We start from the raw sequence: 23,104 nt of genomic DNA, 5'->3' as shown, positions 1-23,104 counted from the left end.
TGCTATCTTCCGCGCTTTTGCAGATGTACAAGCAGCAGGGCTATATCTGCCGGAGTAATGCCCGGAATGCGTGATGCCTGCCCGATGGTGCCGGGGCGTATCTTTCCCAGCTTGATGACGGCCTCCTTTTTTAAGGCATGAACTTGTTCGTAATCAATGTCGGCAGGGATGGTTTTGCTTTCCATCCTTGTGATTTTCTCCGCCTGTTTTTTCTGCCTTTCAATGTGTCCTTCATACTGGATATCCGTGGCAATGGCATCCAAATGTTCCACGTGGAACATTTTTTTCAGTTCTTCAGGCAGCATGGTCCAGTCATTGCCGGGCCTCTTGAGCCAGGTGGACAGAGGGGCGCCTTCATGTTTAACAAGGGAGGCTTTTGCGGTTCCCTCTTCAATGGCGTTTTGCCGCGCTTCCGTTTTCAGGAATTCCTTACGAGTAATAAGACCAGTTTCAAAAGCGAGGGGGGCCAGGCGCAGGTCCGCATTGTCCTGGCGCAGCAGAAGCCTGAATTCCGCGCGGCTGGTGAACATGCGGTAGGGTTCGTCCGTGCCTTTGGTGACCAGGTCGTCTATCATGACGCCAATGTAGGATTGGTCCCGGCGCAGCACCAGGGAGGGTTTGTCCAGCACCTTCAGCGCTGCGTTTGTTCCCGCCATTAAACCTTGCGCGGCGGCTTCTTCATAACCGGAGGTACCGTTGATCTGTCCCGCAAAGTACAGGTTTTCCACCAGCTTGGTTTCCAGCGTGGGATGCAGCTGGGTGGGCGGGCAGAAGTCATATTCCACCGCATATCCGGGCCGGATGAGCTGGGCATTTTCCAGGCCGGGAATGGTGTGGATGAAATCGCATTGGGCGGAGTAGGGCAGGGAGGTGGAAACGCCGTTGAGATAGAATTCCTCCGTGCCGCGCCCTTCCGGTTCCAGGAATACCTGGTGGCTCGTTTTTTCCGCGAAGCGCACGATTTTATCTTCAATGGAGGGGCAGTAACGGGGCCCTATGCCTTCTATGATGCCGCTGTAAAGAGGGCTGAATTTTAAATTCTCCCGGATGATGTCATGCGTAGCCTGGTTGGTGTAGGTAATCCAGCATGGCATCTGCTCCATCCGGAAATCTTCGTCTCCCCACGTGTTCAGAGTGCAGAAGGGCTCGGAAGAACGTTTCAGCACGTCGCGGGAACGGTAGCTGAACAGGGCTTCCGGGGTGTCTCCCGGCTGCACTTCACAGACGGAAAAGTTTATGGACCTGCCATTGACGCGCGGAGAAGTTCCTGTTTTAAGCCGCTCTACCTGAAAGCCCAGAGTGGCCAGGTCCGTGGAGAGGCTGGAAGGGGCGCAGCCCATGCGTCCGCCAGTCACGTGCTGAAGCCCCACATGCAGCAGACCCTGCATGAAGGTTCCGGAGCAGATGACTACGCTGCGCGCGCAGATGGTGTAATCAAGGGAGGTGACGGCCCCCGTCACCTGTTGTTCTCCGTTTACGAGTAGCCGGACCACATCTCCCTGGAACAAACGCACGCCGGGAGCGGTTTCCAGAACCATTTTCATTCGTGCGCGGTAGGCTGTTTTATCGCACTGGGCACGGGGGGCGCGCACGCTGGGGCCCTTGGAGGCGTTCAGCATGCGGAACTGGATGGCGGTGGCGTCCGTGTTCAGTCCCATGGCTCCTCCCATGGCATCTATTTCCCGGACAATGTGGCCCTTGGCAAGCCCCCCGATGGCCGGGTTGCAGGACATTTGTCCAATCGTATCCAGATTGTGGGTCAGGACGGCGACGGAACATCCCAGGCGGGAGGCCGCCAACGCCGCCTCAATGCCTGCGTGCCCGGCGCCGACGACAAGAACGTCAAACAGGGGGGAGGCTTGGGAAGAAGATGAATTCATCAGGATGCGGAACAGATGGCAAGACGGTGCAGAATCAGGCGCGGATCAAGCGAGGAAGACACCAGGGCCTTGTCTGCCTTCATGCATTCCTTCAGGGTTTGCTTCAACCGTTCGGTTTTGAATTTGGAGGCGTTCTGCGCCGCCAGGAAAAGCGGGTACGCATTGGGAGTGCCGTCTTTTTTCAGGGGAATCAGGGCAGCTGCATAGGAGGGCAGGGAAGAGATGCGGGCCGTAAATTCCTTGAAGTTGGTAGGCTTCAGGTTGAACGCGTCACATAAAAGCCTGGCGGCGAGCAGATTTCTCAGCGTTGGGATGAACGCGGCGCGCATGATCGTGATAGCGTTTTCACCGCGTTCCAGTTGGAAGTCAATGAGGGAGATGGCCGCATCACTCTTTTTATTTTCCAGGGCGCGTGAAATTTCAAAAATAACGCCCGTGCGCGTCAGCGGAACCATGCGCTCCACATCCTCCGGCATCACGGTGCGCCTGTCCGCGCCCAGGTAGAGGTCCAGTTTTTCAATTTCGGAGATGATCTGGCGGGAAGATTCGCTGACGCGGTGAATGAACAACTCCAGGGCGGCGGAGTCAAAGCTCAGGCCCCGTGCTCCAGCTTCCTTGTTGATCAGGGGCATCAGGCTGCCTTCCCAGCCGGCCTTGGTGATGTCCGGCTTGTTCAGTTCCTCCGCGGCGGCGGATTGGAGCAGGAATTTGTTAAAGGAACGGCGCTTGTCAAATTCAGAGGCGGAAATAAGCAGCAGGACGTCCGGTCCTAGGCCGCCTTCCAGCAAATGCCTGAGGGAATCAAGAGCGGCCTCCGTGGTGGAGGAGCGCCCCGTGACGGAATCCCCCAGAAAATTGCAGTTCTTCATCCAGACCACCTTGCGGCCCGGGAAGAAGGGAAGCGTGCGCAGGGCTTCCATGACCTGGCGCGTCACCTGGTCCGCTTCGTCGGAATCGCCGCAGGCCGCTTCCAGTATTTCATGGGAAAATTCATTCGTTCCTTCCGTCAGGGCGGTAAAGATGCCGGAAGCCTTTTCACGCACCATTCCTTCATCCGTTCCAAAAACGAGGTAAATGGCTGGTTGTTGTAAAGTGCTGGTGCCCATAAAACCGTACCCGTAGGTATCATAAAACACGCCTTGTTAAAAGACGTATTTGTCATTTGAAACTTTTTTCGTTTGAAGAAATTATGCTTAAATAGTATCAATAGGAGCGGAATGTCAAAAGATGGATGGAGTCTTCCACGCCCGTTTTCAGGCATCTCCCCGGTATTAAGGCGCAAACAGTTTGACCGTTGCTACGGCAAGGCATTTCCATGAGATCAACCATATGGACACGGGCGTTACTTGTCATCATGATGACGGTTATGATGACCGTGGTCGCCGTTGCCTATTGGAGATGGAACAGCCGCGTAACGGAAAAGAACGTTTCCTTCCGGTCTGAGGTTTTTACCATGGCGCGGGAGTCCGAACTCAAGGAGGAGGACGTTCCCATCCTGCACCAGCTCAATGAAGAATATTCCCGTGTAGCCCGGCTGGTGGAGCGCGTGCTGGTCAGCATAGACACTACCGGGGTGGCCACCGTTCCGCAGCCTTCCGAGGACGGGGATTCCACGGTGGAGAAAAGGCTGGCGGTTCACGGCCTGGGTTCCGGCGTCATTGTCACTGAAGAAGGGCACATCATCACGGCCTACCATGTCATTCAGAACAAGCATGCTCTGCGCGTCACGCTGAGCAACGGGAAAAGCGTTTCCGTGCGGCTGGTGGGGGTGGACCCGGAGCTGGACATCGCCGTGCTGCAGGTGGAAAACCCAATGACCTTTACCCCTCTTCCGTTCGGCAACAGTGACGAGATTGCTCCCGGCATGATCGTTCTGGCCTGCGGCAACCCCTATGGTCTTGGAACGACGGTTTCCCGCGGCATCATCAGCGCCAGGGAGCGCAAGCTGGTGGATTCCGGCCTGGACCTGATCCAGACGGATGCCAGCATCTTCCCCGGCAATTCCGGCGGACCCCTCATCAACATCCGCGGTGAAGTCATCGGCATCAACAAATCGGTGCTTCCCAACGTGGAAAAGAACTACGCGGGCATCGGCTTCGCCATTCCCTCCAATCTTGTGGTGCACACCTTTGAGCAGATTTGCAGGCATGGACGCCCCATGAGGGGATATCTGGGGCTGGACATTGTACGCAATACGCCGCCCCTCCGCAGTTTCCTGGACTATCATGAAGCCGGAGGCGCCGTGGTCAACATCGTGAAGCCCGGTTCCCCGGCGGAGCAGGCAGGTCTTCAAACGGGGGACGTGATGCTGAGCTTTAATGAAGTGCCCATCCAGACGGACAAGGATGTAAAGGACCGCATAGAAAATCTTTCCATAGGCGACAAATTCCGGCTGAAAATCTGGCGCAAGGGACAAAAAATGAATGTCACCCTGAAGGTGGGGGACAGCATCCTGAAGAACGTCCCCTCTCCCTGGGAGGATTTCATGGAGGGAGTGGGCATGCACCTGCGTGAACTTACGGCGGAGGAGCAATCCATCGGCGCGCGGGGCCTGCTGGTCATCCAAGTGAATCCCAAGAAATCCGTGGGGCAGATTTTGCAGGCGGGAGATATGGTCTTTGCCGTGAACCACGAGAGCGTCAGCACCATGGATGCGCTAGTCAGAGCCCTGAGGGAAGGGCCGGCCCTGCTCACCGTTTCCCGTGACGGACAGCAGTTCAACGTGAAGGTGGATGCCCGTCCGGTTTCCGAAAAGACGTTGCTGCCCCGCATCCCCACGGCGACAAGGAGCAGCGCCATCGTTCCGCGGGAACTCTGAATCCCGCTAATCCTGCGTCTTCCGGAGCCTCCTGCGGGAAAGCGTTTTCCGGCATCATTCTTCCGCGGGCTTGACTGGCAGCCGGAAGCGCCTATAATGCATCACCTTTAAGAAATTAAAATTATGACTCGTCATACTATCTCCGTACTTGTTGAAAACAAATTTGGCGTGCTTGCCCGCATTGCCGGTTTGTTCAGTGGACGGGGCTACAATATTCATTCGTTGAACGTTGCCCCTAGCCAGGACCCGCGCTTTTCACGGATGACCATCGTCGTACGTGAAAAGGAAGACGTGCTTGACCAGATCATCAAGCATCTGGAAAAACTCGTCAACACGGTGGAAGTTGTAGATTTCCGCAATACGGACAACGTGTACCGGGAGACGGTGCTGACCCGCATTGGCGTAGATTCCGCCACGCGGCATGAAGTCATTGAATTCTGCCAGATTCTGGGCGCGAACATCGTGGATGTCACGCGGGACGCCCTGACCATTGAAGTGACGGGCGGCGAACACAAGATTGACCGTTTCCTGTCCCTCATTGAGGATTACGATGTGCAGATGCTGACGCGCAGCGGACGCATCGCCCTTCCCAAACCCCGGCAGTAAAGAAACCCTTTCCGGCTTTTCCATCAAACCCTGCAGGACGTTCTTGCAGGGTTTTTTTCTCCCCTCCATCATGAACATCACTTATCCGGACCTTCCCATTTCCCGCCGCCGGGATGACATTCTGGCGGCCATGCGGGAGCATCAGGTCATTGTGGTGGTGGGTGAGACCGGGTCCGGCAAGACCACCCAGCTTCCCAAGATGGCCATGGAGCTTGCCGGGGAGGCGCGGGGCAGGGTGGGGTGCACCCAGCCCCGGAGGCTGGCTGCGGCATCCGTTTCCCGCCGCGTGGCGGAAGAACTGAACTGCGAGCTGGGCGGCCTGGTGGGCTACCAGGTGCGTTTTGAGGAAAAAGCCGGGCCGGATACGCGCCTGAAGTTCATGACGGACGGCATTCTACTGGCGGAAACGCAGCATGATCCGGACCTGCGCCAGTACCATACCCTGATTCTGGATGAAGCCCATGAACGAAGCCTCAACATTGATTTTCTGCTGGGTTACCTGAGGCTTCTGCTGGACAGGCGCAAGGACCTGCGGCTGGTCATCAGCTCCGCTACGCTGGATGCGGGGGGCTTTTCCGAATTCTTCGGCGGCGCGCCCATTATCCAGGTGGAGGGCCGTACTTACCCGGTGGACCTTCATTACCTGCCGCCTCTGCGTGACGATGAAGAACTTCCCGCCCATGTGGCGCGCGCCGTGGACTGGCTGGATACCCTGGACGACCGCGGGGACGTGCTCGTTTTCCTCCCCGGAGAGCGTGAAATACGTGAAGTGGCGGAAAAACTGGAAGGCCGGAATTTAAGGAATACGCGTATCCTGCCGCTCTTTGCCAGGCTGGGACTGGCGGACCAGCAGAGGATTTTTCATCCGGAGCAGGGCTGCCGCCGCATTGTGCTGGCGACCAATGTGGCGGAAACATCCCTGACCATTCCCGGGATCATTTACGTCATTGATTCCGGGGTGGCGCGCGTCAGCCGGTACAGCCCGGCGCGCCAGGTGCAGCGGCTCCAGATAGAACCCGTCTCCAAGGCCAGCGCCCGCCAGCGCGCGGGCCGCTGCGGGCGCGTGTGCGAGGGCGTATGCATCCGCCTGTACAGTGAGGAGGATTGGGAGGACAGGCCGGACTTTACGGACCCGGAAATCAGGCGCAGCGCCCTGGCCGGGGCTCTTCTCAGGATGAAAGACCTCGGTCTTCCGGAAATGCCGGAGTTTCCCCTTCCGGACCCTCCTTCCTCCAAACTGGTGACGGAAGGCTACCGTACCCTGCGGGAAATCGGCGCCCTGGACAAGGCCCGGCAACTCACGCCCATGGGGAGGAAGCTGGCGCGCCTGCCCATTGACCCGCGCCTGGGCCGCATGCTGCTGGAAGCGCAGCATGAACAGGCCCTCCCTGAAATGCTGGTGATTGTGGCCGGGCTGGGGATTATGGACCCGCGGGAACGCCCGGCGGACGCCGCGCAGAAGGCGGACCAGGCCCACGCCCAGTGGAAGGATGAAGACAGCGATTTCCTGTCCCTGCTCAAGCTCTGGAAGGCCGCATGGGAATTCAGGGAGGGGCGCCGCTGGCGCAAAAACCAGCTCCGGAAATGGTGCGGGAAAAACTTCCTCAACTTCAACCGCATGATGGAATGGTTCAACCTGTGGGAAGACCTTTCCCGCCTGGTCCGGGAAACCCTGAAATGCAAGATTCCTCCCCTGGAGGCGGAAACGGAGCGCCAGGCGTCCTTTGCCATGATTCACCGGAGCATCCTGGCTGGCGTCCCCAGACAGTTCGGGCTCTGGGATGCGGACAACCGTGAATACCGCGGCGCCGGGGGGCGTTCCTTCGGCATCTTTCCCGGTTCCGGCCTGTTCCGCCGCAAAAAGCGCAGTGAATGGGTGATGGGCGTGGAGCTGGTGGACACCACGCGCCTGTGGATGCGCCGCGCCGCCCGGCTGGAGCCGGAATGGGTGGAGCAGGTGGCCCCCCACTTGTGTGAATCCCATTATTCCGGAGCCAGGTGGGACAAGGAGCAGGGAGCGGTTTACGCCGTGGAGCGCGTGGTGTGCGGCGGCCTGCGCATTATTGACAACAGGCGCGTACACTATGGACGCATCAATCCGGCCCATGCGCGGGAAATCATGATCCGGGAAGGGCTGCTGGGCGGCGGCTTCCGCACCAGGCCCGCCTGCATCACCCATCTGGAAACGCTCCGGGAGGAGGTGCGGCAGATAGAACTGAAGCTGCGCCGCCCGGACCAGGTCTGGTGCGAGGAAGGCGTTTATGAATTCTTTGACAGGCTCATTCCGCAGGACTGCTGCACGGCCAAGGCCTTTCTGCGCTGGGCCGGCAGTGTGGAGAAAAAAGATCCGGACGCCCTGCACGTTCCGCCGCAGGAGGCCATGTATGACTTCTGGGGCAGGGACCTGCTGGACGGCTTCCCGGATGAAATGATGTGTGCCGGAGCGGAGTATGCCGTGTATTACCAGAATGATCCCGGAGCGGAAGATGACGGCGTGACGCTGGGCGTTCACATTGACCAGTTGCCGGACGTGCCTGAATGGCTGCCGGAATGGGGCGTGCCGGGCCATCTGGCCCAGCGGGCGGAGTGCCTGCTGCGCACCCTTCCCAAGGACTTGCGCGTCTTCCTCCAGCCCATCAGCCAGAAGGCCGCCTATTTTGCGGAACTCCGGCATGGCCTGGAGCCGGACGGACCGCTGGCGCAGAAGCTGGCGGAATTCGTGGAAGCGGAAACCGGGCGATTCTGCGCTCCCTCCTTCTTTGACATGAACCGCATCCCTGCGGAGCTGGTGACGAAAATCTGGGTGTGCGACGACGAAGGCGAAGAGCTTGCCATGGGTACGGACGTTGCGGAGCTAAACGGGCGGCTGGGCAAAAAGCTTTCCCGCCGGTTCCGGGAAACGGCGGCGGACATCGTCTCCGTTACGGGCATGAAGGAATGGACCTGCGGAGATTTGGAACGCACGGTAGATGTGGCGGGCAGGCCGGGTTACGTGGCCCTGGTGGATGAAGGCGCGTCCGTAGGCGTCCGCGTTTTTGAGGATGAACTGCGCGCGGCGGAATCCCACCGGGGAGGGTGCCTGCGCTTCATGCGCCTGCGCCAGGCGGACCAGCTCAACCACCTCCGCAAAAAATTCCCGCTGAAGCTGGAAGGGAAACTCTCCCTGCACATGCTTGGCCGGGACCCGTCCACCAATCCGGACGACCTGGTGGACGTCTCCGCGGAGCTTGCCATGGGCCGCCCCCTTCCGCGCACGGCGGCCCAATTCGCCGCTGCGGAAATGAGCCTGCGCCAGAACCTTTTTGACGCCGCGCACAGCGTAGCGGACGTATGGGAATTGGTAGCGGCCACGGAACATGCCGCCAGGGACTTTATGGCCGCGCAGCAGGGCGTGCGCCATACGGAGCGCATCACGGCTGACCTCCGCCGCCAGCTTGACTGGCTGCTCCGCCCCCGCTTCCTGTGGGCGCATGGAGCGGAACATCTGCCGGACCTGAAACGGTACATGCAGGGCATCGCGGAACGCATCAGGCGCATCGGCCAGCAGCCTCTGGCCAAAGAGCTGGAACGCCTGGACCTCTTTGAACGCGTGTACCTTCCCTGGCATCAGAGCCTGCCGGAACATAACGGCGACCCGCGCTGGACGCAGTACGGCTATTTGCTGGAAGAATACCGTCTGGCCGTCTTCGCCCCCGCCATCTCCGTCAAGGGGCGCATCTCTGAAAAGCGCCTGATGACCGCTTTTGAAGAGCTGTCCTGAAAGCCGGGTTCCCGGAATGGCGCTGGTCCGGATTTACAGGCCCTTGGAGAGCTGGGCGAATTCAATCAGGTTCGTTTCCTTGCCGAACAGAATCAGGATGTCGTGGTCTTCAAAGACGAGGTCCGGAGAAGGGGTGCCGATGACGGGAATGCGCGGGATGGAAAGAATTTCCCGGCGCCCCTGCGGGGTCTGGGCTTCTCCGCGGCGGATGGTGAGCAGGTTGAGGTGGTGCTCCGTGCGCAGGCCCACATCCCGGAGCCGCTTGCCCACCCAGATGCGTGGCACGGCTATTTCCACGATGCTGTGGTTTTCATCCATGGGGGAGACCCGCAGGAATTCAGGGGATTCCAGCTGGCTGGCGAGCTGCTTGGAAGCCACGCGGGACAGGTTGATGAGCGCGTACACGTTCATCTGGCTGAGGATGTGCTCGTGCACCGGGCTCATCACGCGGGCGTAGATATAGCGCACGCCCATTTTCTGGAGGTGCGTGACGACGAGAAGGTTTTCTTCAAAGCTGTCCCCGATGGCGACGATGACGGCGGACTGGTCGTCCAGCTCCAGTTCCCGCAAGGCGGCCGGATTGGTGTAATCCGTCACCACGGCATAAGTCACCAGGTCCTTGATCTGCTCCAGTTCTTCATCCGTGGAAGCCACGGCCACTACTTCAATATTGCGGGCGGAGAGCTCCGTGCAGAGCTCCTGCCCAAACTGGCCCAGGCCGATAACGGTATATCTCATAACGGTATGTTCAGGTTAACGGGATTTTGACGGATGGATAGCGGTAATGCCGCGGGGTGGGGGTGCCGGCCAGGGCGATGAGGAAGGCGAAAAGCCCCACGCGGCCGGCGAGCATGTTGATGATGAGAAGATATTTGGAAGGGTCGCTCAGATTGGGCGTGATTCCCCGTGACACGCCTACCGTAGCAAAAGCGCTGCAGTTTTCAAAGAAGATATCCAGTGAGCTCATGGCGGGCTCCAGGCTGCAAATAAGAATGGTGAAGCAGCCGATCCAGGCGCAGGAGACCACCACCGTGATCACGCACCGCGCCACGGTGCGCTGCTCAATGCGGCGGTGGAAGAATTCCACATGGTCCCGGCCGCGGAGGATGCGCAGGATTTCCGCGCCTGCAATGGCGCAGGTGGTGGTTCTCATGCCGCCTGCCGTGCCGCCGGGGCTGCCGCCTACCACCATCAGGCCGCACATGATGAGGCTAGCCGCGGGCAGGTAGCGGCTGTAATCACTGATGTTGAATCCCGCCGTACGGGCCGTGACGCTGTCAAAAAGGCAGCTCCAGAGATGCTGGCCCAGCGGTTCCGAAGTGTGGGGAGCGGACACCGCGAAGATGGCCAGGGCGCCCCCTGCCAGCAGAATGCCCGTGGCGATCATCACCAGTTTGAAATACGGGGTCCACTGCATGCGCAGTCGGCGGTGCTTGGCCAGAAAGCGGTTGACCAGGCGGGAATTGATTTCCTTGTAAATGCCGAATCCCAGGCCGCCGCATACGATCAGCGCCATGATGACGGCCTGACCGCTGTAGCACAGGCGGATGCCCGGCTCCATCAGATTCATCGGGAACGTGGAAAAGCCCGCGTTGCAGAAGGCGGAAACGGAATGGAAGAGGGAATGCCACCACAGGGGCTCTCCCATCAGATTGATGTCCTTCCCTTCCCAGGAAAGGTACAGGAGGACGGCGCCGCACAGTTCAATGAACAGCGTGCTGACTACAATGGTGGTGATGAAGGAGACCACGGACCCCAGGTTGCCTTCGTCCAGCAGGTCCGTCAGCAGCACGCGGTCACGCAGGGAAAAGCCCTGGCCCGCCACCATGGCCACAAAGTAGGCGAACGTCATAATGCCGAAGCCGCCGATCTGGATCAGGGCAAGCGCGAACATTTCCCCCAGCGGGGTGAAGGTGTTGGCGAAGTCCACGGCGTTCAGCCCGGTGACGCACACGGCGCTGGTGCTGGTGAACAGGGCGTCCGTAAAGCTCAGCGTGATGCCCGGATATGTGGAATTGGGGAGCAGGAGAAGCCCGGTGCCAGCCAGAATGACCACTCCCAGGGAGGTCACGAACTGCATGGCGGGAGCCATCAGCGGGCGTCCTTTTTTCTGCTTGCCCAGCAGCCATTCAAAAATCCTGGTCAGGGACATCAGCGTGGGAATGGCGATCAGCCCGGCCGTAATCACCAGGCGGGATAGCTCCGTAAACCTCATGTAACTGTCCTCCTGCTGCTCCCTGGCGATCAGAAGGAAGATCAGCACGCAGCAGATAATCTGGAAAATAAGAAGCCTCAGGGAAGGGCGGTTGATCTCCTTCCGGAAATAGGAGCCCAGCACGCCCGCCAGGTGGCCCAGCGTGGCCACGGCCGCAATCAGGCGCGACCACTCATGCTCCGCATGCGTCAGAGGCCACCCCAGCTCCCAGATGACCGCCCCCAGAAGGATGGCAATGCAGATAGCTGCAAGTTTGGTAAATCCCGAGCGTGTGGTTGTCATGGGTGGAGATGCCTTGCCCGGAGTCTAGCACCTGAAAACGGAAAGGGAAGCTATTAACCGGGATGCAGCCCTCCCGTAATGGCCGGATAAGGGAATACGCTGCCGCACTTGTATGCGGAGAGTGGGGGCTGCGTTCCCGCGGAAAGGCGCCGGGAACGTTTTCCGGAATGATCGGTTCCGGCGGCGTTTTGCCAGCAGGGATGCCATGCCCGGAAGAGCAGGACGGTTCCGGAATGGAAAGTGTCACGATGCCTTAAATATCATCACTATTTGTATATTCTTGGAATGCTGGCACTTTGACGGTGCATCGAGCGTCAACAAATGGAAGAACACCCGGTCTCTCCCTTCTGGTGAGAGACCGGGCTCTTTGGGGCGGTTTTCCGCCGCCTGCAATCAGGCTCTGTCAATAGGCATAACTGACACCGGCATTAAATCGGTGGGCCGTGGCCTTGCTCCTTCCCTCAAACTCGTACCCCGCATACGTCCTCCAGCGCGCGTTCAACTGTAATGCGCTGTTCACGTTCACCCTCACCGCATTCCGGTCCGGAGACGTTCCCTGCGCTTCCCACCGGTACCCGTTGAGCAGCCGCTCCGCCTGCGCTCCCGGGTTCTCACGGTACACGTCAGGCACGTAGCTCACCATCGCGCTGTTAATCCATTCCCTCCCTTTCAGCTCACTGCGGTGCGTCAGGCCCACTCCCACCGGTACGCTCAGGTTCTTCAAATGTCCCTGCTCAAAGCGCCTCGCGTCCCAGCCCGTTTCCGTAAACGCCTCCTGCGTCACGTCCGTATACTCCAGCCCCAGCATGACCTCCATCGCCACGGTCTCGTCTACCCGGCGGCTCCACTTCCCGGTCAGCGTTCCAAACAGAGTTTCGTTGGTCCACTTGCCATGGGACTGGCCGCCCGTATGGAAGGAATTCATCTTGTTGTCCGTCCAGCCATAGCCTGCCGTTCCCGTCACCAGCAGGGTATTCTTCCTGTTGAGAACCTTGTGCCATCCCCCGTAGAGCATGCCGGTGCGCGTCTGCTGGTCAATATCCCCCGCAAAGCTGCGCCCGTTCATCTTGCCGTACAGGTCTCCAAAACCCAGGCCAAGGACGGTGTGGGAAGTGATTTTCCTGTCCGCTCCTACGGAATAGCCGCCACCGTGATAGTCAAAGCCGTCACGGGCTCCCTCGGAAGCGTGGTTGAGGAAATCCCCCATGCCCTTGACCCAGTAGTTGTTTTCCGGTCCGGCGATGAAGCGCAGGGCATCCAGATGGCCCAGGGCGGCCCGGGACATCCCAAGAGCGTTGGCGGCGCTGGACCACATGGAGTTCATGGCCAGAGTCCCTGCCAGTTCCGGAAGGATGTCCCGGATGGCGGCTTCTTCACCGGGAGTCCAGACCAGTTGGAGTTGTTCCGGGAAGCCGTCTCCGTCGGCATCCACCCACTGGTGGCTCCAGGAGCCCGTGTAGGCATAGGGGCTGTCCACCCGGTCGGACCCGGTAGCCAGAGATTTTACCGCATCAAAATCCCCTTCATGGGTGCCGTTTTCATCCAAAAACAGGGAGAATGAATGAGTTTGAGCCCAGCGGTTGTCTGCGTAGTAGTAGTTGGAGTCAACCGCATTGTCTTGAATCCCCAAAGTGCCGCCAAGGACAAATCTATCTGCCGTCACGCGAATGGCGCTGATGTCGGCAAATCCCGTCGTCGTCATGTGGTGGGCAAAATCAATCGTCATGCCGGAGCTCATGTCAATACGGTCAGCATCGAAATGGACCATGTCGCCAGGTCTTAATATGGACATCACGGCATCGGGATCAGCGGGAACAAAAGGCCTGTTATTGGCAGTGTCCTCCTGCTGTCCTGGATGACCGGTTCCGGCAAACTCGATGTTTCGTCCCGCAAGAGTTGTCTCCCCATGTTCGGCGCTGCCGCTGATATCAAGTATTCCCCTGTATTGCAGAAAGACTGTTCCGGTTTTGTTGTTCTCATCGTCCAGGTCTCCCGTACCACGGGTTCCGAACGTCACGCCGTGTTCCAGCAGGAGCGTGCCGCTATACTGATTGACTGTGGCATGAAGAATAGATTTCTTCGATTCCGCGAGGCGCTCGGCGTAATCGACCATGCCTTCCGAACCTGCCAAAGTATCACGGACAAATTCACCGGAAAAGCGGATAATGCCGGTATACTTCTCCACCATACCGCCCTCTTCATCAAAGGAAAAATAGGTGCCTAAGGAAATCGTTGCCCTCTCGTAGGAGTTTTCAGTGTGGTACTTGTCTCTGGGGCTGCCGTCGATTGCGGAACAAACAGGATCATAAAAATTGACGCAATGTCCTTCCATTGCCCGGATATGCAGGATAGCCGGTTTACCCGTCACAATATTCCAGGACGGTTCGAGCCAGACTGCATTGGCCACTCCCGAATTTCTTTCATTGGAGGAGGCCAGTTGATGAGTATTTCCCCTGAACGTGATATCACCGTCATCGGCGGAAAGCCAGCTCGTTGATCCCGCTCCGCTTACCGGCACATCAATATACAGGGCCCCTCCACGATCCGTCGCATAATTGTTCCGGAAAATGACATCTCCATAGTTGTTGATAAATTGCATAAGGGGAGCCTGGACAGCTCCTCCAAAAGCTCCTACGGAAGAAGAGGCGGTAACATCGGGCATGTTGTCCCTGATGGCGTCCGGGTGTCTGAGCGCTCTGTTGTTCTCAAAAAGAATGCTGTTATTGCCTTTGAACACCACAGCACCTGTGGAACAAATAGCTCCTCCTTGCACACTTGCAGAGCCGACGGCATGAGCTGTCCCATCAGCGCTATTGTTCGTGAACTCCACTTCTCCCGAATCCTGCACGTAAAACTGGCCGGAATGAAAGACGGCTCCCCCCCACAGTCTGCCTAATCCTTTCCATCCGGAATCCAGCGCTGCCGCCTGTGTTACGGTATTTCCTGAAAACAGAAGACGGCCGACGGATTTGAAATAAAACTTCATGCCTCCCTCGTTACTGGCCAATCCTCCCCCGTAGGCTTCACCGCCCTCTTTATTCATTTCGGAAACATTGTTGATAAAGGAAACGGACTCCGTGTTCTGAATGGTGGCCGTTCCTTGCAAATAAAGAGCTCCTCCCATCGTCCACTCGGGAGAAGTGGCCCTGTTGTTTTCAAAAGTGAGGGAGCCGATGTTTTCCATCAGGGTTTCTCCATCCATAAAAGCAGCCCCTCCGTTGGTACGTGCCATGGAGGAAACCGTATTGCCCTCAAAACGGATTTCATTGATATTTGACACGATTCCCTTGCTTATCCATAAGGCGCCGCCCTCTGCTTGCGAATAATAGGTAGTGTATCCCTGAGTTATCGAAGGCAGTTGGTTGTCGAGAGTGTTATTTACAAAAGACAGCAGGTTCAAATCACTCATACCGGCATTGGTAAGATAGACGGCGCCGCCTCCGGCGGAAAGAGATGAAGGATATCGAGTCACGGGCGTTGTCCTTTCCGCTGCATTGCCGGAGAAAACCAGGTCATAGCTTCTGTCCGCATCCCCCTTGATCGTATTGCGGTCTGAATAATCGTCCCAGCCTCCCGCATACCCCTGAATCACATTACCTTTCACAGAGTCGGCTACGATGACGCCGGAAGAGGTCCAGCCGTCATTGGCCGCCTTCGTTTGTCCTGGATAATCGTAGGTGTACCCAGAGTAAGTAATGCTTTCCGAGACGGTCATATTCATGGGACCATCTCCGAGAACAAACCTATACCCGGTACCTGGTGAGGTATACGTGAGCTTTTCCGTATTATAACGAACTTGGTTGTCGGCATCCGCCTGAGTGAGTGTCTTGTCCGTTATTGTCCCGGCTGAGGCGGAGAAGGACAAGGATACGGGAACCAGCAGAGAGGCCAGTAAAATGCGGAGCAATGGGAGAGGGAGAGTGAGTCTCATGATGATGAATTCGCTTGTTTGAAGCGCATTGTTTTTAGAACGGATAGCAAATCCGGCATCTATGCCGGTATTCTAAAAAACAAACAAAGATTGATTATATTTAATGAATTATATTTTTTCCCCAACATATTTTCTTAAGAAAAACTTCCGACAAAATAATGGATGAAATGTGAAATATACATTTAATATGAAATATTTAGTATTGACACGGATTTGCTATCCGCTTTCCCGCATTTGCCATGGCCACCATTCGGCTGTCACGGGGCCGAAAAACGCTTGGACAGAGCGGAAATCCGTGTCATTTTTTGTTGAACTTCAGAGAATGCGTTTAAAAATCAAAGGTAATGTCAATAAGAGTCAATCCCGGAGCGCGGAGCGGGAAGACGGAAACTTTTTGATGAATGCTTTCCGGAGGAAAGGCATATTTTAAGCTTTTTCTTTCCCGGACGGGATGGCTTTATAGGGGCGTGCTGGCAAAAAGAATCATTCCGTGTCTGGACGTGACGGACGGCAGAGTCGTCAAGGGAACCAACTTCGTCAATTTGAGGGACGCCGGGGATCCGGTGGAATGCGCCAGGGCGTATGATGCCCAGCAGGCGGACGAACTTGTTTTTCTGGATATTACCGCTTCTTCCGACGGCCGCGCCACCATGGTGGACGTGGTGCGCCGCACGGCGGCCTGCTGCTTCATGCCGCTGACCGTGGGCGGAGGCATCCGCTCCGTGAAGGACATGCGGGAAATGCTTCTGGCCGGGGCGGACAAGGTCTCTCTCAATACGGCGGCCATCAACCGCCCGGACCTGATTAATGAGGGGGCCGCGGCCTTCGGCAGCCAGTGCATCGTCGTGGCCATTGACGCCAAGAGGCAGGCTCCCGGAAAATGGGGCGTTTCCACCCATGGCGGCCGTAAATTCGTGGGGCTGGATGCCGTGGAATGGGCCGTGGAGGCGGAACGCCGCGGAGCGGGGGAAATCCTGCTGACCAGCATGGATGCGGACGGGGCCAAGACGGGTTACGATATTGAACTGACCCGTGCCGTCAGTGAGGCCGTGCGCATTCCCGTGATCGCCAGCGGCGGAGCGGGCAACCTGGACCACATGGTGGAAGTGCTGGTGGAGGGAAAGGCGGACGCCGTCCTGGCGGCTTCCATCTTCCACTTTGGCGAATATACGGTGCCGGAAGCCAAAACCTACTTTGCCTCCAGGGGCATTCCGGTACGGCCTCTGGCGGAATAGCGGAAATATTCTTTTTTGAGAGAAAATGGAATTCCGGCACGTAGTGTGTACATGCGCCGTTTTCTTTTTCCTGTGTGTTCCGTTATTGCCTTAACGTCTTTTGTTCACGCCCAGTCCCCGGACAGGCACCCCTTGTACGAACCCGCCCTGGTTTCCGCCGGAGCGGCGGGTGATGCAGGCAACCTGTTTTCCGGGGCCAAAGTAACCGCTTCCGGGCATTACGGCAATGACCGTCCGGAACTGGCCGTGGACGGCCAGGCGAACAACGCGGGCAAATACTGGGGCTGTGAGGGCATTCCCGTCTGGCTCCAGATAGACATGGGGAAGCCCCGCACGCTTTCCGCCCTGCATGTCTGGCCGTATTGGGAGGGGGGCCGCATTTACAAATATAAAATAGAAGGTTCCGAAGACGGCAGGAATTGGAAAATGCTGGCGGACCAGTCTTCCAACAGCATTGCCGCCACTTCGGAAGGCGTTCCCTTCAAATTCAATCCCCAGACGGTCCGGTACGTCAAAATCACTTTTCTGGGCAACAGCGTCGGCAATGATAAAGGGGGGCATCTGGTGGAAATCAAGGGTTACGGCCCTGATGCCGCGCTGAACCTGCAAGCCGCAGCGGTGAAGGACTATGACCGCATCCCTTACAGCGGCGCGCCCGGGCAGGAAATGCTCCAGGATGCCGTGCGCCTGTCCGGCTGGAGGGGTGAGCGTGCCGGCGGGCAGATTGCCGTCTGGTCTTCCCAGGCGCAGCCCCAGTTGTCCGCAGCCTGCGCCGGGGTAAAAAACGCTGCCGGACAGGTGATTCCCGTCCGGACCTCCATGATACGCTACACCAAGGGGGGCAACAGGCTCATTTCAGATATCATAGGCAGTGAAAACACCTGCGACCTCCAGGCGGGAGGCGTGCGCCCCGTCTGGGTGGAAGTCAACATTCCCCCATCCGCCAAACCCGACGTGTACAAGGGAAAAATAGTGGTTTCCGCTGAAAGCGGCTCTCCCGTGAGCGTTCCCGTAGTTCTGGAAGTGGCTCCGGAATCTCTGCCTGCGCCCGCCAACTGGCAGGTTCACCTGGACCTTTGGCAGCATCCGCAGGCCGTGGCCCGCTGGCATGATGTGGAGCCGTGGTCTCCGGAACATTTCGCGCTGATGAAGCCGGTGATGAAGAGGCTGGCGGACGCCGGACAGAAAGCCATTACCTGCTCCCTGATTGATGAAGCCTGGAACGCCCAGACTTACGACTGGTTCCCGCCCATGATCGAATGGATCAAGGACAAAAACGGAACCATGCGCTGGAACTACGCCAACTTTGACAAATGGGTTTCCTTCATGATGAACGAGGTGGGCGTCAAGGGCCAGATATCCTGCTACACCATGATTCCGTGGAACATGAAAGTCCGTTATCTGGATGAAGCTACCGGAAAATACAAGTTCCTGGACCTCAAGCCGGACGATCCTTCCTACGAAGCCATCTGGGGGCCTTTCCTGGCGGATTTCCGCAAGCACGTCAAGAGCAAGGGATGGCTGGACAAGACCTGCATCGGGCTGGATGAACGGCCGGACGCCATGGTGAAGGCGGCCAAGAACGTGCTGGACAAGTACGCTCCGGAATTCAAGATCGTCTCCGCCGTCAACCGCCCTACCGCCATGACCCGGGACGTGTATGACGTCTCTCCCGTGATTGACCATGCGGGCACAGTCATGGGCGATCTGCTGGCGCAGCGCAAGAAGGAAGGGAAAAAGACGACCTTCTACGTTTGCGTCCATCCCAAAAAGCCCAATACCTTCACCGTTTCCCCGCTGGCGGAGGCGGAATGGCTGCCTCTCTTTGCCGCCGCCAACCATCTGGACGGTTTTCTGAGATGGGCCTACAATTCCTGGAACCGCAATCCGTTTGAAAAAACGGACTTCGGCAACTGGCCCGCGGGAGACTGCTACCTGGTTTATCCTGGAAACCTCAGTTCCCTGCGGTTTGAAAAACTCCGCGACGGACTGGAAGAATTTGAAAAGGTCAATATTCTGCGTGCCCGCGCTGCGAAGAATCCTAAGGCGAAAGCCGCTGTGGCCCGCATGGATGAGGAGCTTTCTAAACTTTTCACCGTGGAAAAAAGCCGCGGCGATTCCCACGAGGATGACGTGCGCAAGGCCCGTGAAATCATCCGCAAGACAGCGGAGGCTTCACGGAAATAATTGTTGAAGAAATAACCTTCTGTAAATTAAACGAAATAGCTCATCCGGCTTTGATTTTTTCAGAGCCGGATGATTGCGTTCAGGGGGGTGCCGGTTGGCCATGGGATGGGACCCTGTACAGGACAAGGGCCGGATTGTTTCCTTTGCATGGGTCATTTTACTGCCGCACGGGAATGAACCACTCCATGGGGCAGAGGGCAAGGAAGACCATCAGGGAGCGTTGCGAACTCCCGGGACGGAATAAACGTGCAGACATGGCTGGACGCCTTTGATAAAGGCCGGGAGGCCCTTATGTCCGGCAAAATGGCCATCAAAGACGCGGTGGAAGAGCATATCCCCGCGGCATGAACACGTTTTCCGGCTGCAAAAACGCCCCTGCCGGACGAACCGTGCAGGGGCGTTGAAGTTCAGTGGCCGTACGGTTTATTCCGCGGGCTTGTCGGCGCCCATGTTGGCAATGCTCTGGTACAGGTTCCAGCGGTGCCAGACGTCCTTCTGGGCTTCTTCAAGGAGCTTTTCAAAGCCTTCCTTGTTGGTCTTGGCCAGAAGCTTGAAGCGGTTTTCGCTGAGGAGTACGTCGCGCAGGTCGCCCTTCGGGCCCTTGCCTTCCACAATCAGCGGGCTCTTGCCCTGGAGGGCCAGGTCCGGATTGTAGCGGTAGAGCAGGATGCGGCCTGTGTCCACCCATGCCTTCTGCTGCTGCAGGCCCTTGGCCATGTTGATGCCGTGGGAGATGCAGTGAGAGTAGGCGATGATGATGGCGGGGCCGTCATAGGCTTCCGCTTCCACGAAGGCCTTCAGCGTGTGCTCGTCCTTTGCGCCGAGGGCGACGGAGGCCACATACACGTTGCCGTAGGTCATGGCCATCAGGCCCAGGTCCTTCTTCACGCCGGGCTTACCGGTTGTGGCGAACTTGGCCACGGCAGCGCGCGGGGTGGACTTGGAGCACTGGCCGCCGGTGTTGGAGTATACTTCCGTATCCATGACCAGCACCTTCACGTTCTTGCCGCTGGCAAGGATGTGGTCCAGGCCGCCGTAGCCGATGTCATAGGCCCAGCCGTCGCCGCCGAGGATCCAGACGCTTTTGCGGACAAGCTTGTCCGCCATGGTCAGGAGGCGTGCGCATTCCGGCTTGCCGGTGATTCTCTTCTTGAGTTCGGCGACGTTTTCACGCTGCTGTTCGATGTCCGCCTCATCCTTCTGCGGGTTGGTCAGGATCTGGTCAACCAGTTCCTGGCCCACGATCCCGGCGGCGTCACGGAGGAGCTCGATGGCGTGTTCCATCTGCTTGTCCAGGGAGACGCGGAAGCCAAGGCCGAATTCGGCGTTGTCTTCAAAGAGGGAGTTGGACCAGGCCGGTCCGCGTCCTTCCGCATCATGGGACCACGGGGTGGTGGGCAGGTTGCCGCCGTAGATGGAGGAGCAGCCCGTGGCATTGGCGACCACCAGGCGGTTGCCGAAGAGCTGGGAGAGCATCTTCACGTACGGGGTTTCACCGCAGCCGGCGCAGGCGCCGGAGAATTCGAACAGCGGGCGCAGCACCTGCATGGAGCGGATGTTGTCCGTCCTTACCTTGGTGCGGTCCACGTCCGGAAGGCTCATGAAGAAGTCCCAGTTGGCTTCTTCCCTGTCGTGAATCTTCTCGGCGGGAACCATGGTCAGGGCCTTGTGGGTCGGGTCCGTCTTGCTCTTGGCCGGGCAGACGTCGGAGCAGAGCGTGCAGCCCGTGCAGTCGTTCGGGGAGACCTGGATGACGAATTTTTCACCCTTCCAGTCCGGATGCTTGGCATCCAGGGACTCAAAGCTCGCGGGCGCGCTGGAGAGGGCGTCCGGGGCAAAGAACTTGCTGCGGATGGCGGCGTGCGGGCAAACGGCCGTGCACTTGCCGCACTGGATGCAGATGGCGGGGTCCCATTCCGGCAGGTCCAGCGCCAGATTGCGCTTTTCATACTGGGAAGTGCCGTTCGGGAACGTGCCGTCCACGGGCATCTGGCTGACGGGGATGCTGTCCCCTTCACCGCACATCATTTTGCCGAGGACGTTCTGGACGTAGTCCGGAGCGTCTGCGGACATGACGGGGGGAATGGCATGGCCGGTGATGGTCTTGCCGGTGGTGTCCACCCGGTGCAGGTTTTCCAGGGTGGCGTCCACAGCGGCGATGTTCTTGTCAACCACTTCCTGGCCCTTCTTGGCGTAGGTCTTGGCAATGGCTTTTTTGATGTAGCCGATGGCCTCGTCAGCGGGAATCACGCCGGCCAGCTTGAAGAAGCAGGTCTGCATGATCATGTTGATGCGGCCGCCCATGCCCGTCTTGCGGGCCACGGAGAAGGCGTCAATCGTGTAAAGCTTGAGGTTCTTGTCCAGAATCTGCTGCTGCATGCGTGCGGGCAGCGTGTCCCACAGCTTGTCCGCGGGGTGCGGACTGTTCATCAGGAAGGTGGCGCCGTTGGCGGCGTTCTTCAGGAAGTCAAACAGGTTCAGCAGCGTGGGCTGGTGCAGCGCCAGGAAGTTGGCCTTGGTGATTAGGTACGTGGACTTGATCGGGCGCGGACCGAAGCGCAGGTGTGAGATGGTGGAGGAACCGGCCTTCTTGGAGTCGTACACGAAGTAGCCCTGCACATACAGGTCCGTATGCTGGCCGATGATCTTGATGGCGTCCTTGTTGGCGCCCACGGTGCCGTCGGAACCGAGGCCGAAGAACATGGCGCGCGTCACGTCGTCCGCTTCCGTGGAGTAATCTTCATCGTACGGAATACTGGTGCCCAGCACGTCGTCGTTAATGCCGATGGTGAAGTGGTTCTTGGGGGCGTCCTGTTCCAGGCTGTCATAGATGCCCTTGACCATGGCGGGAGTGAATTCCTTGGAGGAAAGGCCGTAGCGGCCGCCTACCACCTTGGGCATGCCGTTGGTGAAGGAGAGCGTGCCGGAGCCCTGGGCATCAAAGAGGGCCTGGATGACGTCCTGATGGAGCGGTTCACCCTGGGAACCGGGTTCCTTGGTGCGGTCCAGCACGGCGATCTTTTTGACCGTGGAGGGAAGGGCCTTGATCAGTTCCGCGGCGGGGAAGGGGCGGAACAGGCGCACCTTCAGCACGCCCACCTTGGCGTTTTCACGGGCAATCATGGCTTCCACCGTTTCTTCCACGGCTTCAGCGCCGGAGCCCATCAGGATGATGACGCGTGCAGCGTCCGGGGCGCCGGTGTAGTCCACCAGATGGTAGGAACGGCCCGTGAGGCCTGCAAACCTGTCCATGGCCTTCTGCACGATGGCGGGGGTGGCTTCATAGAACTGGTTGACCGTTTCACGGCCCTGGAAGTAAACGTCCGGGTTCTGGGCGGTGCCGCGCAGCACGGGAGCGTCAGGCGTCAGGGCGCGCTCGCGGAAGGAGTCCACCCATTCCTGCTTGATCATGCCGTTCAGCGTATCGTCCGTGATGTCTGCAATCTTGCCGATTTCATGGGATGTGCGGAAGCCGTCAAAGAAGTTCATGAACGGAACGCGGGATTCCAGCGTGGCGGCGTGGGAAATGGCGGCAAAGTCCGCAGCTTCCTGCGTGGAGGAGCCGCACAGCATGGCCCAGCCGCAGGAGCGGGCGCTCATCACGTCGCTGTGGTCGCCGAAGATGGAGAGGCCCTGGTAGGCCAGGGAACGGGCGGCCACATGGAACACGGCCGGAGTCAGTTCCCCTGCGATCTTGAACATGTTCGGGATCATCAGCAGAAGGCCCTGGGATGCGGTGAAGGTGGTTGCCATGGCTCCGGTCTGGAGGGCGCCGTGGACTGCGCCGGCGGCGCCGCCTTCACTCTGCATTTCCACAACGGAAGGAACGGTGCCCCACAGGTTCTTCCGGTTCACAGCGGACCAGCTTTCAGCTGATTCACCCATGGGAGAAGACGGTGTAATGGGGTAAATGGCAATGACTTCAGAAAAACGATAGGCTACGGAGGCTACGGCTTCGTTAGCGTCAATCGTGCTGTAAGTTACGGTTGTCTGATCACTCATAAGTCTGCACGGATAGTATATAATTGATAAATAAGGTGCGCCTTAACGGAGACAGTTATAACATGTCTGACGCCAAAGGTAAAAGCAATTATGCGTAAACGGGGTTTTGTTGGCTGTTTTTTAATAATAAGACCAGTTTCCCTTCAAATCCTTTGAATATTGTCTCTTGCGTGGTTCTCCGGGGCCGT

The 23,104-nt window shown here is 58.3% G+C and carries 11 protein-coding genes; 5 read left to right on the top strand and 6 right to left on the bottom strand.

Going from position 1 to position 23,104, the window contains the following annotated elements; genetic code table 11:
• Positions 1-2 precede the first annotated feature (2 nt).
• Both mnmG and holA read right to left on the bottom strand, forming a co-directional pair.
• Positions 3-1,880: a tRNA uridine-5-carboxymethylaminomethyl(34) synthesis enzyme MnmG gene (gene mnmG, locus ABGM91_RS04530; RefSeq protein WP_354834019.1), complete on the bottom strand. Its 1,878-nt coding sequence runs from the start codon at positions 1,878-1,880 to the stop codon at positions 3-5.
• A complete protein-coding gene (gene holA / locus ABGM91_RS04525) occupies positions 1,880-3,016 on the bottom strand; it encodes a DNA polymerase III subunit delta (RefSeq protein WP_354834017.1) in 1,137 nt (378 codons plus the stop codon). Before holA ends, mnmG begins: the two co-directional genes overlap by 1 nt.
• A gap of 218 nt (positions 3,017-3,234) precedes the next feature.
• On the opposite strand from holA, the gene ABGM91_RS04520 reads away from it, so the two are divergent.
• The 3 genes from ABGM91_RS04520 (at position 3,235) to hrpA (ending at position 9,064) form a co-directional block, all read left to right on the top strand.
• Positions 3,235-4,698: a trypsin-like peptidase domain-containing protein gene (locus ABGM91_RS04520; protein WP_215426785.1), complete on the top strand. Its 1,464-nt coding sequence runs from the start codon at positions 3,235-3,237 to the stop codon at positions 4,696-4,698.
• Between the two features lie 123 nt (positions 4,699-4,821).
• Positions 4,822-5,304, top strand: a complete 483-nt coding sequence (gene ilvN, locus ABGM91_RS04515; RefSeq protein WP_102712969.1) for an acetolactate synthase small subunit — start codon at positions 4,822-4,824, stop codon at positions 5,302-5,304.
• A gap of 70 nt (positions 5,305-5,374) precedes the next feature.
• Positions 5,375-9,064, top strand: a complete 3,690-nt coding sequence (gene hrpA / locus ABGM91_RS04510) for an ATP-dependent RNA helicase HrpA (protein WP_354834014.1) — start codon at positions 5,375-5,377, stop codon at positions 9,062-9,064.
• A 33-nt stretch (positions 9,065-9,097) separates the two neighbouring features.
• Here hrpA and ABGM91_RS04505 read toward each other — a convergent pair whose 3' ends face one another.
• From ABGM91_RS04505 to ABGM91_RS04495, 3 genes are all read right to left on the bottom strand, one after another.
• Positions 9,098-9,802, bottom strand: coding sequence for a TrkA family potassium uptake protein (locus ABGM91_RS04505; protein WP_022396118.1), 705 nt, complete (start codon positions 9,800-9,802; stop codon positions 9,098-9,100).
• A 10-nt stretch (positions 9,803-9,812) separates the two neighbouring features.
• Positions 9,813-11,561, bottom strand: coding sequence for a potassium transporter TrkG (locus tag ABGM91_RS04500; protein WP_354834011.1), 1,749 nt, complete (start codon positions 11,559-11,561; stop codon positions 9,813-9,815).
• A 403-nt stretch (positions 11,562-11,964) separates the two neighbouring features.
• Positions 11,965-15,282, bottom strand: coding sequence for an autotransporter outer membrane beta-barrel domain-containing protein (locus ABGM91_RS04495; RefSeq protein WP_354834009.1), 3,318 nt, complete (start codon positions 15,280-15,282; stop codon positions 11,965-11,967).
• A 677-nt stretch (positions 15,283-15,959) separates the two neighbouring features.
• On the opposite strand from ABGM91_RS04495, the gene hisF reads away from it, so the two are divergent.
• Positions 15,960-16,727: an imidazole glycerol phosphate synthase subunit HisF gene (gene hisF, locus ABGM91_RS04490; RefSeq protein ID WP_215426788.1), complete on the top strand. Its 768-nt coding sequence runs from the start codon at positions 15,960-15,962 to the stop codon at positions 16,725-16,727.
• Between the two features lie 72 nt (positions 16,728-16,799).
• A complete protein-coding gene (locus ABGM91_RS04485) occupies positions 16,800-18,914 on the top strand; it encodes a glycoside hydrolase domain-containing protein (RefSeq protein WP_354834007.1) in 2,115 nt (704 codons plus the stop codon).
• A 423-nt stretch (positions 18,915-19,337) separates the two neighbouring features.
• Here ABGM91_RS04485 and nifJ read toward each other — a convergent pair whose 3' ends face one another.
• Positions 19,338-22,916 (bottom strand): pyruvate:ferredoxin (flavodoxin) oxidoreductase, encoded by a 3,579-nt coding sequence (gene nifJ, locus ABGM91_RS04480; protein WP_354834005.1) that lies wholly within the window; start codon positions 22,914-22,916, stop codon positions 19,338-19,340.
• Positions 22,917-23,104 lie beyond the last annotated feature (188 nt).

Origin of the sequence: Akkermansia muciniphila, assembly GCF_040616545.1 — a bacterium.
Lineage (GTDB): Bacteria > Verrucomicrobiota > Verrucomicrobiia > Verrucomicrobiales > Akkermansiaceae > Akkermansia > Akkermansia muciniphila_E.
Note: the sequence above shows the minus strand (reverse complement) of the source record. Positions and strands in the feature narration are given on the sequence as shown.

Excerpts from the sequence above, each read along its gene's own strand:
- mnmG (WP_354834019.1), bottom strand. The coding sequence starts at position 1,880 with ATGAATTCATCTTCTTCCCAAGCCTCCCCCCTGTTTGACGTTCTTGTC.
- ABGM91_RS04520 (WP_215426785.1), top strand. The coding sequence starts at position 3,235 with ATGATGACGGTTATGATGACCGTGGTCGCCGTTGCCTATTGGAGATGG.
- ilvN (WP_102712969.1), top strand. The coding sequence starts at position 4,822 with ATGACTCGTCATACTATCTCCGTACTTGTTGAAAACAAATTTGGCGTG.
- hrpA (WP_354834014.1), top strand. The coding sequence starts at position 5,375 with ATGAACATCACTTATCCGGACCTTCCCATTTCCCGCCGCCGGGATGAC.
- ABGM91_RS04505 (WP_022396118.1), bottom strand. The coding sequence starts at position 9,802 with ATGAGATATACCGTTATCGGCCTGGGCCAGTTTGGGCAGGAGCTCTGC.
- ABGM91_RS04500 (WP_354834011.1), bottom strand. The coding sequence starts at position 11,561 with ATGACAACCACACGCTCGGGATTTACCAAACTTGCAGCTATCTGCATT.
- ABGM91_RS04495 (WP_354834009.1), bottom strand. The coding sequence starts at position 15,282 with ATGAATATGACCGTCTCGGAAAGCATTACTTACTCTGGGTACACCTAC.
- nifJ (WP_354834005.1), bottom strand. The coding sequence starts at position 22,916 with ATGAGTGATCAGACAACCGTAACTTACAGCACGATTGACGCTAACGAA.